This is a genomic window from Rhizobium sp. WYCCWR 11146, assembly GCF_013591995.1.
Classification (GTDB): domain Bacteria; phylum Pseudomonadota; class Alphaproteobacteria; order Rhizobiales; family Rhizobiaceae; genus Rhizobium; species Rhizobium indicum.
Genome location: NZ_JACCEY010000003.1, coordinates 54,422 through 67,908 on the forward strand (window position 1 = coordinate 54,422; position 13,487 = coordinate 67,908).

Annotated in this window: 15 protein-coding genes and 1 pseudogene; 8 read left to right on the forward strand and 8 right to left on the reverse strand. The window is 54.6% G+C overall.

Annotated features, from left to right (window positions below; genetic code table 11):
* Positions 1–86 precede the first annotated feature (86 nt).
* Genes HX899_RS01310 through HX899_RS01320 form a run of 3 tightly spaced genes read right to left on the reverse strand, consistent with a single transcriptional unit; the run spans position 87 to position 4,889 of the window.
* Positions 87–2,645, reverse strand: coding sequence for a DEAD/DEAH box helicase family protein (locus tag HX899_RS01310; protein WP_181291509.1), 2,559 nt, complete (start codon positions 2,643–2,645; stop codon positions 87–89).
* The gene (locus HX899_RS01315) at positions 2,638–4,245 is read right to left on the reverse strand and encodes an Eco57I restriction-modification methylase domain-containing protein (protein WP_181291510.1); all 1,608 of its coding nucleotides are present in this window, start codon (positions 4,243–4,245) and stop codon (positions 2,638–2,640) included. The genes HX899_RS01310 and HX899_RS01315 overlap by 8 nt, the downstream gene beginning before the upstream one ends.
* The gene (locus tag HX899_RS01320; RefSeq protein WP_181291511.1) at positions 4,242–4,889 is read right to left on the reverse strand and encodes an N-6 DNA methylase; all 648 of its coding nucleotides are present in this window, start codon (positions 4,887–4,889) and stop codon (positions 4,242–4,244) included. The genes HX899_RS01315 and HX899_RS01320 overlap by 4 nt, the downstream gene beginning before the upstream one ends.
* A 182-nt stretch (positions 4,890–5,071) precedes the next feature.
* Between HX899_RS01320 and HX899_RS01325 the strand changes: the two genes are divergently transcribed.
* Positions 5,072–5,821 (forward strand): DUF5131 family protein, encoded by a 750-nt coding sequence (locus tag HX899_RS01325; protein WP_181291512.1) that lies wholly within the window; start codon positions 5,072–5,074, stop codon positions 5,819–5,821.
* On the opposite strand, the gene tcmP is transcribed toward HX899_RS01325, so the two are convergent.
* A complete protein-coding gene (tcmP, locus tag HX899_RS01330; RefSeq protein ID WP_181291513.1) occupies positions 5,818–6,966 on the reverse strand; it encodes a three-Cys-motif partner protein TcmP in 1,149 nt (382 codons plus the stop codon). The genes HX899_RS01325 and tcmP overlap by 4 nt on opposite strands.
* 187 nt (positions 6,967–7,153) lie before the next feature.
* On the opposite strand from tcmP, the gene HX899_RS01335 reads away from it, so the two are divergent.
* The 7 genes from HX899_RS01335 (at position 7,154) to HX899_RS01365 (ending at position 11,092) form a co-directional block, all read left to right on the forward strand.
* A complete protein-coding gene (locus HX899_RS01335) occupies positions 7,154–7,597 on the forward strand; it encodes a hypothetical protein (RefSeq protein ID WP_181291514.1) in 444 nt (147 codons plus the stop codon).
* A gap of 329 nt (positions 7,598–7,926) precedes the next feature.
* Positions 7,927–8,298, forward strand: a complete 372-nt coding sequence (locus HX899_RS01340) for a hypothetical protein (RefSeq protein WP_181291515.1) — start codon at positions 7,927–7,929, stop codon at positions 8,296–8,298.
* A 112-nt stretch (positions 8,299–8,410) separates the two neighbouring features.
* Positions 8,411–8,593: a hypothetical protein gene (locus tag HX899_RS01345; protein ID WP_181291516.1), complete on the forward strand. Its 183-nt coding sequence runs from the start codon at positions 8,411–8,413 to the stop codon at positions 8,591–8,593.
* Positions 8,590–9,177, forward strand: coding sequence for a zeta toxin family protein (locus HX899_RS01350; protein ID WP_130801477.1), 588 nt, complete (start codon positions 8,590–8,592; stop codon positions 9,175–9,177). Before HX899_RS01345 ends, HX899_RS01350 begins: the two co-directional genes overlap by 4 nt.
* Before the next feature lie 291 nt (positions 9,178–9,468).
* The gene (locus HX899_RS01355) at positions 9,469–9,819 is read left to right on the forward strand and encodes a hypothetical protein (RefSeq protein ID WP_130801478.1); all 351 of its coding nucleotides are present in this window, start codon (positions 9,469–9,471) and stop codon (positions 9,817–9,819) included.
* Positions 9,816–10,430: a hypothetical protein gene (locus tag HX899_RS01360; RefSeq protein WP_130801479.1), complete on the forward strand. Its 615-nt coding sequence runs from the start codon at positions 9,816–9,818 to the stop codon at positions 10,428–10,430. Before HX899_RS01355 ends, HX899_RS01360 begins: the two co-directional genes overlap by 4 nt.
* 470 nt (positions 10,431–10,900) lie before the next feature.
* Entirely contained in the window at positions 10,901–11,092 is a 192-nt protein-coding gene (locus HX899_RS01365) for a hypothetical protein (RefSeq protein ID WP_130801480.1), read from the forward strand.
* A gap of 46 nt (positions 11,093–11,138) precedes the next feature.
* On the opposite strand, the gene HX899_RS01370 is transcribed toward HX899_RS01365, so the two are convergent.
* The 4 genes and pseudogenes from HX899_RS01370 to HX899_RS35525 all read right to left on the reverse strand — a co-directional run.
* Positions 11,139–11,867 carry a hypothetical protein gene (locus HX899_RS01370; protein WP_130801481.1) on the reverse strand — a complete coding sequence of 243 codons (729 nt, stop codon included), beginning with the start codon at positions 11,865–11,867 and terminating at the stop codon, positions 11,139–11,141.
* A 51-nt stretch (positions 11,868–11,918) separates the two neighbouring features.
* Positions 11,919–12,272 (reverse strand): hypothetical protein, encoded by a 354-nt coding sequence (locus tag HX899_RS01375; protein WP_130801482.1) that lies wholly within the window; start codon positions 12,270–12,272, stop codon positions 11,919–11,921.
* Between the two features lie 181 nt (positions 12,273–12,453).
* A complete protein-coding gene (locus HX899_RS01380; RefSeq protein ID WP_163926136.1) occupies positions 12,454–13,230 on the reverse strand; it encodes a hypothetical protein in 777 nt (258 codons plus the stop codon).
* A 34-nt stretch (positions 13,231–13,264) separates the two neighbouring features.
* Positions 13,265–13,456: pseudogene (locus HX899_RS35525) on the reverse strand (hypothetical protein); the annotation flags it as partial.
* Between the last annotated feature and the right edge of the window lie 31 nt (positions 13,457–13,487).

The following is a 13,487-nucleotide window of genomic DNA, read 5'->3' on the forward strand; positions in this document are numbered from 1 at the left end:
GTGCGGAACGTGTACCGCTGAGGGTGTCCAGCCTGACGAGAAGATAGTCTTGCGCTGAGCGGGCGCTCTACAAGATAAAACGCGAATTACGAAGGCTCCTTGGCGACAACGGTGTCGTAGAGCCCGTAATGGGTCAGTCCTGCGTGGCTTTCGAGGCCCGTGTAGCGCAGGGAGGCATCCTCATAACGACGAAAGGCAAAAACGGCCTCGTTCATCCGTTCGGTATTGAAAACTTTGAGTCGCACCAGAAGGTGAAAATCGGCCACGGTCAAACCCGTGACGGTTAGGAACAAGTCGGGCTCCAGTTTGGTGATCACGTCCTGTAGCGTGTTCTCGCGGAAATCCGTGAGATACATAAAGGCCGGAATACGGGTGGCGAATTTGATGAGCTTTTCCTGCACGAGCTTGCGCTTGGACTTGTATTCCTTCTCCTGGTCGCTCAGCTCTTTCTTTTCCTTTGCGGTCAGTTCGCCGTGTTTCGCCTTGTTCTTGAGTTCCTTGACCTTATCGCTCTTGTTGATGATGGTTTCGATGATGTTGTCGCCCAGCGCCCGCCAGCCCTCGATCCGTTCGACGGCGGCCATCGCCTCTGGATTATCGAAGACGCGACGCAACGTGTCATTGTCTACGTTCACGAGCATTGCCGATTCCCATTTGCGGGCGAGCAGCGTGGCAGAGGTTCCAGCCATCGCGATATCGAGGATGCCGCCCGCGTCGATCTGCGTCATGTTCGCGCCGTCGTAGGCCAGAACGGGCAGGAAGGAGACAAGTTCCCGCACTGCATTCTCGGGGTTTGGCTCCCCCGGAGAAAGACCGATACCGTATTCCGACAATTGTCGCAGCGCTCGCGTCGGCGCGAAATCGAACACGAAGCATACGGGCTTGAGTATTTCTTCCTCGTTCGGATTATCGCCGTTGGGATTCTTGATTGACCACGGCGATTGCACCCTGAACGCGGCCTGAAAGTAAGTCTCCGGTGATTTCAGATTGCGGAGCATCAGGATCGAGGACCATTGCGCTACCGTCACGCCCGTGGTCAGCTTGCCACAGGAAAGCGTGATCGTCTTCGTGTCGAAACCGCTGCCGACAGCCTGCCGGACGGGCGGCAATGCCTCGAGCCCGATCCCTGCCGAACTTCCCGCCGCCACGACCACATCGTATTCATGCCAGAAGACATTCTGCCGCTCTGCGAGCAAGTTCGCCATCGCATGACAGGCAGCAACGTTGGGCAGGAACCAGAATGAGTGCTGTAAGTAGGGGAGCAACCGCACGTCTGAATAGGGGAACGGCGGCCGCGTGCCGGATTTTAGGCCTTCAACCGTCTGCGGCGCATATCCGCCCCGAACGATGTCGAGCCACTTCTGGACGTCGGTTTTGTGTTTGAACGCCGCCCTGTCACCTGTCCCCGTGGCGGCGAAGAAAGCGTTGAGGTCAAATTCATCGAACTCTCCAGCGCTGGCGATTGCTACCAACTCATCTGGCATCTGGTAGGTCAACAACCGCATTTGCGGCAGTGCGCCATAGGGGTTGCGCTTGCCCGGATTGCGGGCAGCAAACTCCGCTTTCGCGCGCTGTTCGTCCGTGTAGGTCCAGTTAAAAATTTGCTCTTCAATGAACTCGCCGGTTGCGAGGGCCTTGAATGGAGTACCGGAAAGGTAAAGGTATGCCCGCGTGGTGATGGGCAGGAACTCCACCTCGCTCTCCGAAAGTACGCCAAGGTCTTCGTTCACCTCTTGCAGATCGGGGGCATACTCGAGACTCGTTTCCTTCTTGGCGACCGCCGCATCTTCACCCTCGAACAGTTCCTTGGCAGTCTCGCGCCATGCGCCGAAATGGTATTCATCGAACACAACGAGGTCCCACTTGACCGCGTGGAGCCATTCGTTTTTGGCCTTGATGTTCCCGGCTTTGTCGCGCCCGAGCATGTCTTGAAATGATCCGAAATAGACCACTGGCTTGTCGTCGTCGATTTGGCTCGGATCGCGCCCGCTGTTTAGGTATTGCCAACCGTCGAAATCGACATGCGATTCAAGGTCGGTCTGCCATGCATCCTCCACGGCGGGCTTGAAGGTCAGCACCAGCACCCGCTTCGCGCCGAGTTTCTTGGCAAGCTGGTAAGCGGTGAATGTTTTGCCGAAACGCATCTTCGCGTTCCAAAGGAAGCGCGGGACGGCGTTTGCGTCCTGCTGCCAGCGGGAATGATAGTAGGCGTAGGTCTGATCGACAGCCACCGCCTGCTCCTCACGCGGAGGGAAGGTTTCATTGTGAGTGCCGCTTAGCCTCAAACCCTTTTGCAATTCAACGATTGCGGTTTTGACGTCTCCATGTGAACAGCGCATCCACTCGCGAGACGCACCGATAACTACGTTCTCAAACCCTCTCTCGATAAGGCGTTGGCGCACGTCCATGTCGCGGAAGATCGTGCCATCCTCGCGCTCGGCCAGAGCATCAACATGGAGGGTGTAGGCCTGCTGCATTTGTCCTTGGGACTGGCGGATGCGCTCGTTGACGTTTTCCCGCGTCGTCTGGCCAACCTTGATTAGCCCGACATAGGACGCAGGGGGATCGTTTGGCGTCCACGCGTAAATGCGCAGCCGGGCTTCCGGCTTGACGGCGAGGATTTCCTCAATGGTGGGTTTATGCATCGGCATCATCGTCGGAAAGCACTTCGTCAGCCCAGGCGTCCTGGTGAGCGGCGACCTGCGCCTCGATGAATGAAATCTCCTCTTGGTTAAGCCCATATCGCTGGTAAAGTTTGGTGTCGGTCCACTCCTGCATGCGGGCCAAATCTGGCACGAAGGCATAAACATGCTTCGGCGCGTCCTGAGTGGACTTGCGCAAAGACACGAGGAATCGGACGAAACGAGTACGCAGATAGGTCGCAAAATTCTCAGCTTCTTGCTCGGTGTCGAAATGCCCCGCCACAAGATAAGTTTCTGTGCAGGCCGTACCTGGCTCGGCGATGATCGGTTTGCTTAGGAACTTTGTTTCAATAGCCGCACTGGTGCCCTGAACACGGGTCATGAGCACTTTCCATTCATCCACCCATTCAGTGTTCGCAGGGATGTCAGAGCGCTCGATCCACGCGATGCGTTGGTTGGCAAACAACTTTACTGGCGACTGCATACCATTGTTTGAGGTCTTGCCCTTGAAGTTGGTGGGAAGGCCGAACGGCTTACGGCTCGATACCCGCAACTCAAGCGTTGGCTCGCCCTTGGCCCTTATCTTCTCCAAAATCGGCACAGCCTCATTTCGACGTACCAACACATCGTAAGCGCCAAGATAACGCTCCACGGCAGGGCCAGTGGGCTTGCCGTCCCAGATTGTTTGCACCTCGCACGGCCCCTGATGATCCCGATCCCAAAGGAAATAGGAAATGCCACCACGAATTTTCACGCCTGGAAAAGCTTCATAGAGCTTGGGATAATCCACGATGTTCCGCAGCCGCTTGTCTTGCAGCATTTGTTCGCGATATTTGTCGAGACCCTTGCCTCCAGCCATCCACCGCGACGGCGTGACGAAGACTGCGTATCGGGGTTCCAGCGCAAGCGCCTGTTCGACAAACAGTTGGTAGATTGGCGCGGCGCTTGTGCCGAAGCCTCCGTCATCCAGTTGATACGGTGGATTGCCGATGATGACATCGAACTGCATATCGTCTCCAAACAATTCGGCGATCCGAGCCTTGATGTGGGCGGTGTGAATGAAAGCATAGGCGTGGGTTTCCATCCCCTCGCCACGGTCAAGCGAATGCTTGCTGGCACCGCAGAATCTGCATTTGTCGTTTGCCCACGAATGTTCAATCCGCTCAAACCAGATGTTGCCGCCGTCGTTGGCAAATGTTTTCGCCACCGAATGCTCACCATTCGCGTGCTTCGAGCAGTAAAGGCTGCGCCGCGCAAGCAAGCTAGTCAGTCGGGTGATGCCGATGCCGAACACCTGCCGCGTTAGAATATGATCCACGCGCGCCTGCAGGTCTGGGATTTTCGCCTCCAGCCCTCTTATCAGTCGTCCTGTGATTTCGCGTAGGAATACACCTGATTTCGTGCAGGGATCGAGGAAGCGCACCGAGCTGTCGCTCCAGATGTCCGCTCCACCGTGACGCGCGGCCCAAGCCTGCGCCAGTGTATCCAGCATCCGATTGGCGAACTCCGGCGGAGTAAACACCTCGTCGTTGGAAAGGTTGGCAATGCAGGTCAGAACATCGGGGTTACGGCCCCGCAAGGTAAAACCGGCCTGTATGTTCATTCGGCTCCCCCCGAGATATCTCCACCCGCCAAATCACGCACTGTGACGGGAGGGTATATCTTGGCGGGAGTAAAGATTTCGTGCTTTCCGAGATGGGCGAAAAGCGAATCCTGCGCACTAAAGCTTGCCATACCCGTCAGTACGTCCAGTCGGAAATCACGCCGCTGAAACTTACCTTTGCCGAGATAACCCCATTCCACCACGCTGATAGGTGCGCCGTCCGTATCGCGCATGGTCATCGCGTCGCCGTGAACAAGATTGAGCGACAGCACGAAAGATGCGGCGTGATAGAGGTCGTCTACCTCATCCAAGTTGAGATAGTCCGCGAATACCTCTAACATGTTCGTGCGGCATTCCGCGATGTTGTCGGCCAACAATTCGATCCCATAGGCGCACATCAATGCCAGTAGGGCGTAGTGACGCTTTTCGAAATCAGACTTCCCGAATTTCAGCTCCACAGCCGCGAGCTTGCGTTGCAGAATGGGAACAAGAAAGTTTCCACTGCCGCAGGCCGGTTCCAAGAAACGGGAGTCGATACGTTCTGTCTCGCCCTTGACGAGATCAAGCATCTTTTCGACTAACCACGGAGGTGTAAACACCTCTCCGTGGTCGGCAACCCGCTTCTTTGACTTGATCAGATTCATCATAAACACTCGGCCGTGTAGCTCGTGTTCTCGGCAATAGCCTGTGGTAGCCGGCGGAGCAAGCTTTGGCTCCGGTTAGCGATTATGTAGAGCGGATTAAACCCCGGCCTCTGGCGGGAATGCGGCCTTTACGGGTTTGTTTACCAGCTGCGAGACACTCTCAAAATAGCGGGGAGCGCGTTATGGCAGAGACGACTATCGAATGGACAGATGCAACCTGGAATCCGGTTGCGGGTTGCTCGATCATGAGCGCAGGCTGCACGAATTGCTATGCTATGCGCATGGCTGCGCGTCTGGAAGCGATGGGAGTTGAAAAATACAAGGGATTGACACGCAAGAGTGGCGGTCGACCGAAGTGGACTGGTACGCTCTATCTCGATGAGGATGCCCTCCAAATCCCAAAGACTTGGTCTCGGTCGCGGAACGTCTTCGTCAACTCCATGTCGGACCTTTTCCATCCAGACGTCCCCGTTAGCTTTGTCCGCAAGGTTTGGTCGGTTATGTCGGAGACGCCTCGGCACACATACCAAGTTCTAACAAAGCGACCGGACAGAATGGCTGCCAGCCTGAAGGATGGTTTTGATCTGCTGCCCAACGTTTGGCTCGGCACGAGCGTGGAAGACGGCCAGGTAATTCACCGTCTCGATGAACTGAGACAAGTCCCCGCTGCTATACGCTTTGTGTCCTTTGAGCCGCTGATAGGCTCAGTATCCGCCGGCAGTCTTGAAGGCATTCACTGGGCTATTGTAGGGGGCGAATCCGGCCCGAAGGCACGTCCCATGGAGGCAAGCTGGATCGACGAAATCTTCGATATGTGCTCGGATGCCGACGCCGCTTTCTTCTTTAAGCAGTGGGGTGGGCACAACAAGAAGAAAACTGGACGCTCATATCGCGGCAGAACTTGGGACAATATGCCCGAGACCACGGCTTAGATCGGCTCGATGCGGTCAGTGTCGTCGGGCGTACGGCGCTTAGACCTGTTGAGCCTCCAAGTCTCCTTGATCTCTGCTGCTTTGCCAAGTTCGACGCAGACCTGCTTGGCATCCGTTTTTCTCAACATGAATTTGTCCAGCATTGGTGGCCAGATTTCACTGAACGGTTTGGGGCATGTTGGCAGTTGCTCGCGGAGCCAATCCTTGGCCTTGTTCCTGATACTCGTGATCTGCGCTTCCATAGAGATTTCCGCCATTGAAGCCATTTCCGCTGCTCCGAACAGGCCAGCCTGCCCGGTCTTGCTTTCCCGGATTTCCTCGCGAGCCGCCGCCCGTCGCATACCGTGACTTTTCAGGGCGGCGTACTCAACGTCCCGATAGGCTGCCAGTCCCTCCGCGCTTCTAGTCCCGTAGACAATGTGGAAATGAGTACGATCGGATATTTTTTCGATAGGGGTGTTGAGCACATATTCAAATTTCCCCGCCTTCCAAAACTGCTCGGTAAACAGAGACATCAACGCCACTTCTCTAGGCAGTGAACGATCCAGCCGCTCCTGCCAATTGGCACCGAGGATGCCGTCGAACGACGCCAAGGTTGCCAAGTCCGAGGACGCGGAAAATCTATTGACGAAGTCGAACATGAAGTTGAGAAGCACTTCGCCTGGTGCGTGCTCAAAAATCGGCTTTATCTTGTCGAACTCGTAACCGGTCCATCCGGTCGGATCGATGAACGTGAGAGCAAACGAATTTGCCATTGTCTTTTGGATTTGGCCGACAGCATTTTCGAACTTCCCGTTGAACGTCTCGATAAAGAAGCCGTTCGCGGGATCGTGATGCGGTGCCACCGCTGCCTGAAGTTGGGTAAATGCATCCCGGTCCTCTTCTGCGAAGAAGCACTTGATGCGTGGTCGCTTTCCTGCCTGACGGACCTTCGCCTGGGCGTCTTTCAAGACTTCGACCGCGATCATGAAGGACGTGTCGGAGTGGTCGAGTGCCTGGGACTTCCAAGGTCCGGAGAATCCGTCAATGTAGGCGAGTGTAGCCCAGCCTCCGTGCAGCGTCTTAAAGGCTAGTGTCTGCAGATATCGCCGCAGAATGAAATGCTTTGCTTCAGTCTGTTCACGGCCTTGGTACACGTTTGTCATCGAAGAATCTCGCGTTGCCCTCTCAACCTAAGACTGATTCTTGATTCCGCCAATACACCCGAAGGAGGTTGGTTCTGCCGTAGAGGCACGGGCGATCCTCGACTTTTTTCGCTCATCCGCCATTTTTTAATGGACTCCCGGCAGGGTGGGGACGTCGGTTGCTCGACTGGCTAGACAGGATGGTTTCATGCCAAGAGGAAAACCTAAGCCGCGCCCCGTTGTGGGCCTACCGGAAATCGAGGTCGGCGACTGGCATGGGGAGTTTGCTGGCCCGCCTTCTGGCAACATTGGTCAGCACATTCAGCCAGGGCCGCCCACAATGGTGGTCGAGTTTACCTACCTGCTCGTTGGAGCGGTTGTTGTTTCTCCGATCAGCAGGTTCCGCTGGCCAGCGGTAGTGTCCTTTTGGGTCAGGACAGCTCTGACTCCCGAAAGAATTGAAGCTGGCTTGATATTCAAATCTCGTGAAATCCCGTCTGTAAATGTTAGCTTCGAAGTGACAAGGGATCAGTTCACCGAGACCTGCTGGCTGTTCAAAGAAAAACTGCTCAAGGACTTTCATTTCCGTATTGGACCCGGGACAGATAATCATTGGCCGTTGGAAAGCTGGGGAGCTAATTTCCAGCTCTGACTGGCCATGGAGCTGATCGGGCCCATTGCAAACGCGCCAATCTAGCGGCCGTGTTGATACATGGACGAGTTCAAGAATTTCGTGGGCGCTGTCTGAGCAAGGCCTTTAAATTCCGCAAACCGCGTTCATTTTCAGCAAAAACTTCTTCCTTTGGTCGACCGAGTTCGGATCGCCTAAGACGGCAAGATACCGTCTGAATTCCGCTTCCAATTCCGTGTGAAACACGGTTCGGTTTACGTTGATCTGGCCGTTCTCAAAGCGCATCTCGGGCCGCTTATGCCAACCGTCATTTTGTCGGTTGCCCCGCTATGGTGGAGAGCGCACCGCCCTTGGCTGTAAAATTCGCCAGCTTTCGTCGTCGCTACCATGCTGTTATCAAGGCAATCTATGAACGGTTGCCAGTTGCTCAAGAATGCCACGAACAGCCGCCCGCTTTGGCGCTGATGATTGATCACGCCTTGCCTGAAACCTTGGATGGTTTCGAGAACGAGGCAATCAAGAGCGAGGATGGCAAACCCGAATGTGTGTGGCTTGCTGTCCTTGTCCACGTCGATCAGAGTTTGCGCAGGCTTGATAAATCGCTCCCCTATGCGGTCACGCAGGACGTCGATTGCCTTCAACCAGCGATCTTGTTTCGGGTTTTCGGGATCGAGATCAAGGTCGCGCCAGAACTCAACCGTGTACTTCGGGCTTATCTGTAAGATTCGGCTCGTCGTGTCGCTCATAATTCCGCCTCCCTTCTATTCCCTTGGCTGACAAGGCTACGCCCTTTTGACACCCAGGGCGGGACGCTATAGGATTGCAACCATGATATTGCGCAAGCTTGAAAAGAATTGGTCGAAGATCGCGAAAATCGGCATTGAGGCCGAGGAGCGCGGCCGACCGCTTGGCTTGCGTCCGTCGTGGGCCGATGCCCCAGAGGAATCCGATTATGGCGTTCGCCAGCCTATCGATGTGCGCCCTCAGGCCGTGTCGGACTTCCGCAAGGCGAAATGATCACCCCTTGTCTGACTATCCTCGCAGGCCCTAACGGGGCGGGAAAATCCACGATTTACGAATTGATGAAGCCGCTAGGGCGGTTCATCAACGCCGACCAACTCGAATCCGCTTTGCCGTCGATCGTTGCCAAGGCCGACCGAGAAAGGGCGGCGGCGAGGAGTGCGCTTAAAGCCGTCAAGCTCCAGCTTGCCCGCAAGCGGGATTTCGCCATCGAGACGACCCTTGCGGGCAATTGGCCGATCCGATTGATGCAGGAGGCGAAAGACGCCGGCTATCACATCGATTTCATTTTCGTGTTCTTGGACAGCGCCGAGCGGAGCCTTGATCGCGTGGAATATCGCGTCAAATTGGGCGGGCATGACATACCGCCCGACGTCATCATACGGCGATTTCCGCGCTCGCTGGCAAACCTTCCAAGGGCGGTGAAGCTGGCCGACGAGGCCGCCATCATCGACAACTCGGCCAAGTTTCCCCGATGGGTTTTCATGATCGAGGCGGGTAAAGTGACCCACCACGACATTCAAACCGACCTCGACCGCCAATTGTGGCGTCTTGTCCGGCTTGGCGAAGTCGGCCACTAGAATCCGTTGACCAAGGCCACGGTTTGCGGGCTTTTCGGCGCCTTGTTGAAGCTATCGGCCGATTGCTTCCAATCTCTCATATGGCCGTTTTCAGGCTCTAGCTTCCGATAACATGACCGTTCGCTTTCTCGGTGCATTCCGTATTTCTCTTGATCTCGAACAGTAGATCGTTTTGCGCGTCTTCGCTCAAATACAGAACGTCCGTACACGACCGCGGTGCGCCCGCCGCATCGTGCCCTTGACGGGTAGTATGGGTAATGATTAATTAATCAATAGTTGAGGGAGAGAACTATGTACGCAGTAGACAAAGATGAACCTGTATTTGCTATCACTGAGAGAGATACAGGAATAAGCAAAGGGAATAGTCCATTAGAGATCAATGAAATCGATGTCCTTCTCGATCGAATTGCATCTGAGAAGAATTTACACAAAGCCGATATCGTAACGGTCAAGTGGGGCAAAAATCATCGTGTGGAAATTGGCAATGATATTTGCGTGATCAATTTTAAGGCGATTGGGAATAGAAGAATTGCCAAATGTCATTTTTTCGCGAAGGCTCCCGGCACTCAAAAGGACGGTGACTTGTTTCGCGTAACGGTAGTCAATGGCAAAGTCATTGAAGAAAGAATTAGAATTGCATGAGTCGGTTCGAGGCTTGGAGCCTCGTTTTCTCGGGCGCACAAGTTCTCGCGGCGACCGTGACACTCATTTTGGCGGGCGCGGCTCTTAGAACGTGGAAGCAGCAGATTGATTATTCTGCGCTGAGCGAAGTTGCGTCAAGGACGCAGAGACTCTGGATTCAGGCACTTACAGCAATCCGGGAGGCTCGCGATACAGATTACTACACGTTCCTCGATGAGAGCTGTAAGTCTGGATTTAACGTAACAGAGGACAACGAACCTCTGTTTGGGGCAATTTATAGTACCTACCAGATATTATTTGACACTAGGTCCGTGTTTGACGGGCTAAGGCACGCAGCTGTCGACTTGAAGTTCCTGTGCAACATCGACCTCAGTAGCGAAGTTAACGAACTGAGTGACATGAGGTACAGGCTAATGACAGCTTCGATGAAGGCCGCAAATATAAGATTTTCTCCTCGACGCCCCGAGATCATCGATGAGAACGAGCTACAAATGTATGAGGACGCTATTTTCTCGAGGCAAAATGACCAACTAGGCCAAGACTTGGACAGGTTGTCAGCTTCCATTGATGGAAAGCTACGGGGCGCATACATACGGCCATTTTTGCGTTAACCCGTGGGCGTATTTCTACGACGTGAACGCTTGTAAGGTTGCACCATCAGCAGACGGCGCAAATTTGCCTAGTCGGCCGGAGGCAATATCGATCGAGGTACGGCGGGCGATGCTCTTGCGGCTCTCTAGTCCAGAACCGGTGCCACGCTTCCCTGTAGTCGGGCTGGTCATAAGGTGAATTTTGGACGCTTGTCGTTGCATCAATAGTCTGCTGCGTTAGCAATTGTTCTTGCGCAGTATCGCGACGAAGTTGCCATCACTGACCCATCAGCCAGGCCTTATGATAAGCGCAGGAGGCTTCCTTCGTACCGTTACTTATTTGATATTGGGCCACCTTCCCGCTGAAGTCGCCCCGCCCTTGAGGTAGATGGGAAGAAAGTCGGAGTCGAACGTCTCGAATGGAGACCATTTGTCGGGCGGAGCTTGGTATGTTTCTTGAAGGAATTGAAGTGAGTTCGGAGGAATTTTTCGTGCGCAAACTTCGGAATTTGTCTTCCGGCAAACGCTCGGATTGCGCCGGCGCAATCCGGCAGGCTGTGAAGATGGCACTGGTTGCCCGTCGTGTCCGCCTGGGTGACATTGCCGACGTCGCGGCTTCATGGGAGCCGCTGCGCGAACGGCAGACCGAGCCGGCCTCCCACGCGGCCCGATCCTCGAAGTGATCGAAGGTGGATAGTCGGCCGCGCCGTCGAGGATGGCGAAGTTCAGCTAGTTGATATCATCTGGCAGTTTTAGTGAAGGTGTGAACTTCTCTTCCAATATTTCATAGGTAAGATTCTCATAGAACCACTGTTCCAATGCGTGAACAGCATCGACCGCGTTGTTCCATTCCGCCTCCTCCTTCTCGGTAAATCCTTGATCTCTCCCTTTGTTACTTAGTCTTGTCGCTCTAGCGCTGATCCGCATTATCTCGTCGGTCTTGCTACTAAGCATTTTGATATATTCGTTCACCTCATCCCCGAAGACAAACTTTGCATCTTCGACGGCCGCATATATCCTTTGCCTTGTTTCCTTCTCGATAGTGCCAGAGGTTGTCAGCGCGAATCCACATTCCTTCATACGCAAATACACGGCTAGCCGTTTCTCGTGGAGAGCCAGTTTGTAATTGGCCTTTGCCGCTTTGTGCGCGATATCGTTTTGCGTCTGGATCAAAGCCAATTGCGCTTGCGTGACTTCCTTTCCGTCTTCGAATTGCTCTCTAGCCTCGTTGAGTTCTTGTCTCTGTGTGAGAACTGCGGCTGCCAGTAGAATGAAAGCCGGGAACGCAAATATACCCGCGAGGAAGTCCCCAACCGTGTTCAGTTGGTCATTCCCGTGGAGGAATGTCCATATCGCTTGTGGACCGAGAATCCAGAGGAAACCCACTACATATACGGAGACCACAGTGACGGCCCATGCGATCCAGTTGGTTCTCTTACTGATTTTCTGATCCGACAATGCCCAGAGCCCCAACTAACATTTTCGCGAGTAGCCAGACCTTGTTGAATCCTACAATTTCGCCCCCGCCGTATCGCAACTATACGTGGCGCGATGATTCACGAAAGGGTATTTGGGATGGAAATAATAGTTTGGGCCTATCAGATCGTTCCCGGCCAAGACGAACTGCTGTTCTTTGCGGAAACCGAGGAGGCCTGCCGTAATGCTGCGCTTGAGCAGCGTGCGGAACTCAAACAGCGTGACCCCGAGGATTACGCCGAAATGCCAGCGATGGCGCTCCATGAATTTACGTTGCGCCCGATGACGGCAGGCGAACTGGTTGCTGTTCTCAACGGCGATGCAAACATCATAGGGGCTTGCGCGGCAGATCGTCGGCTCGTAGGGCTTATCGATGATTAAACCCATTCACGTCGTCTGCATCTGGAAACCGAGGGAACCCCGTCCAGCGGGTTTTTTTGGTGTCTTGTGGAAGCTAACGGCCCTTGAGTTCCAATCCCTCATATGGGCATTTCGGAAGTCTGAGTGCCGATAACATTCCTTATCGGCAGTCAGAAGAAGCCGCCCCGAGAGCGGTTGATTTCCGTTATCAACGATAAGCTGTATCGCCTTCCTGCCAGTCAGCAACCTGCTTTCGCACTTTCGCGCCGCAGATGAGGCCAACGCGATCAAGGAGCGCGAACCGAGCCCCAGGGCCAGCCAGAAAGTCGGTTGAGGTTTTCATACGGAACAGTTCGGGACACAGCTTTTCGGCATTGACGCAGCTCTGATTCATAAGGAACGACACCATGTCGTCGCTATAGGTGCCATCGGGTCCGTCGCGGCCATGGATGCCGCCATGGAAGATGAAGCTTGAGGCCCGCATACCGGACTTGCAAGCCAATGCGACCGTGCGCTTGTCGCCGTTGTCCAGTGCTTGAACGAAGCGGGTTTCATCAATTGAGAAACCGCGAAGATCGTCCGTATTTTCGGCAATTTTCGACGTGTTGTCGGCGATTTTCACCGTTTCTTCATGAATGTCGCCGAGCTTTTTAACAAGCTCGCCCTGCGCCTTTTCGATAATCGAGAAGCGGGAAGCCAAATAACCAGTATCACCCTCATTTGGGCCGCTTGGCTCTTGCGTCAGGAAGAACAGGCTAAGCGCGGCCATGATCGCGCCGACCCCGAGCAGACCCTTGGTTATATCGTTGCGAATGCCTAGCGTGCCAGCAGCCAGAAAGCCGAGGACAAGGGCAACAACGCCCGCCATCACGCCGTAGATGTTCGACCCCGCGAGAGGTGTTGCAATGTCATTGCAAACCCCGATCAGGCCACCGATCGCCCCGAATGACAAATATTTTTCCAATGGCTGCAAGAACGCGCGCATAGACCCCATTTCCCTTTTTAAACCCAAGGCGGTCTTAGCAATCTCCAGTTAGCCGATGCCTAATAGAAAGCCTAAAAATCAGGTCTGAAATCGCCACCCCACGGCAAGGCCCACCTCGTGCGTCGCCTCTAAACGCCGCCCTAGCATGTTCGGCCGTATCGTCCTCGCCACCCTCAAGAACCGCCGCGCAGACCATCAGGGCGGTGACGTAGGTGTCGCCGTCGGTTTTGGCGGGCCATTAGTGCATCAGGCAAATT

Excerpts from the sequence above, each read along its gene's own strand:
- HX899_RS01335 (WP_181291514.1), top strand. The coding sequence starts at position 7,154 with ATGCCAAGAGGAAAACCTAAGCCGCGCCCCGTTGTGGGCCTACCGGAA.
- HX899_RS01380 (WP_163926136.1), bottom strand. The coding sequence starts at position 13,230 with ATGCGCGCGTTCTTGCAGCCATTGGAAAAATATTTGTCATTCGGGGCG.
- HX899_RS01325 (WP_181291512.1), top strand. The coding sequence starts at position 5,072 with ATGGCAGAGACGACTATCGAATGGACAGATGCAACCTGGAATCCGGTT.
- HX899_RS01355 (WP_130801478.1), top strand. The coding sequence starts at position 9,469 with ATGTACGCAGTAGACAAAGATGAACCTGTATTTGCTATCACTGAGAGA.
- HX899_RS01360 (WP_130801479.1), top strand. The coding sequence starts at position 9,816 with ATGAGTCGGTTCGAGGCTTGGAGCCTCGTTTTCTCGGGCGCACAAGTT.
- HX899_RS01315 (WP_181291510.1), bottom strand. The coding sequence starts at position 4,245 with ATGAACATACAGGCCGGTTTTACCTTGCGGGGCCGTAACCCCGATGTT.
- tcmP (WP_181291513.1), bottom strand. The coding sequence starts at position 6,966 with ATGACAAACGTGTACCAAGGCCGTGAACAGACTGAAGCAAAGCATTTC.
- HX899_RS01375 (WP_130801482.1), bottom strand. The coding sequence starts at position 12,272 with ATGGGTTTAATCATCGATAAGCCCTACGAGCCGACGATCTGCCGCGCA.
- HX899_RS01350 (WP_130801477.1), top strand. The coding sequence starts at position 8,590 with ATGATCACCCCTTGTCTGACTATCCTCGCAGGCCCTAACGGGGCGGGA.
- HX899_RS01310 (WP_181291509.1), bottom strand. The coding sequence starts at position 2,645 with ATGCATAAACCCACCATTGAGGAAATCCTCGCCGTCAAGCCGGAAGCC.
- HX899_RS01320 (WP_181291511.1), bottom strand. The coding sequence starts at position 4,889 with ATGAATCTGATCAAGTCAAAGAAGCGGGTTGCCGACCACGGAGAGGTG.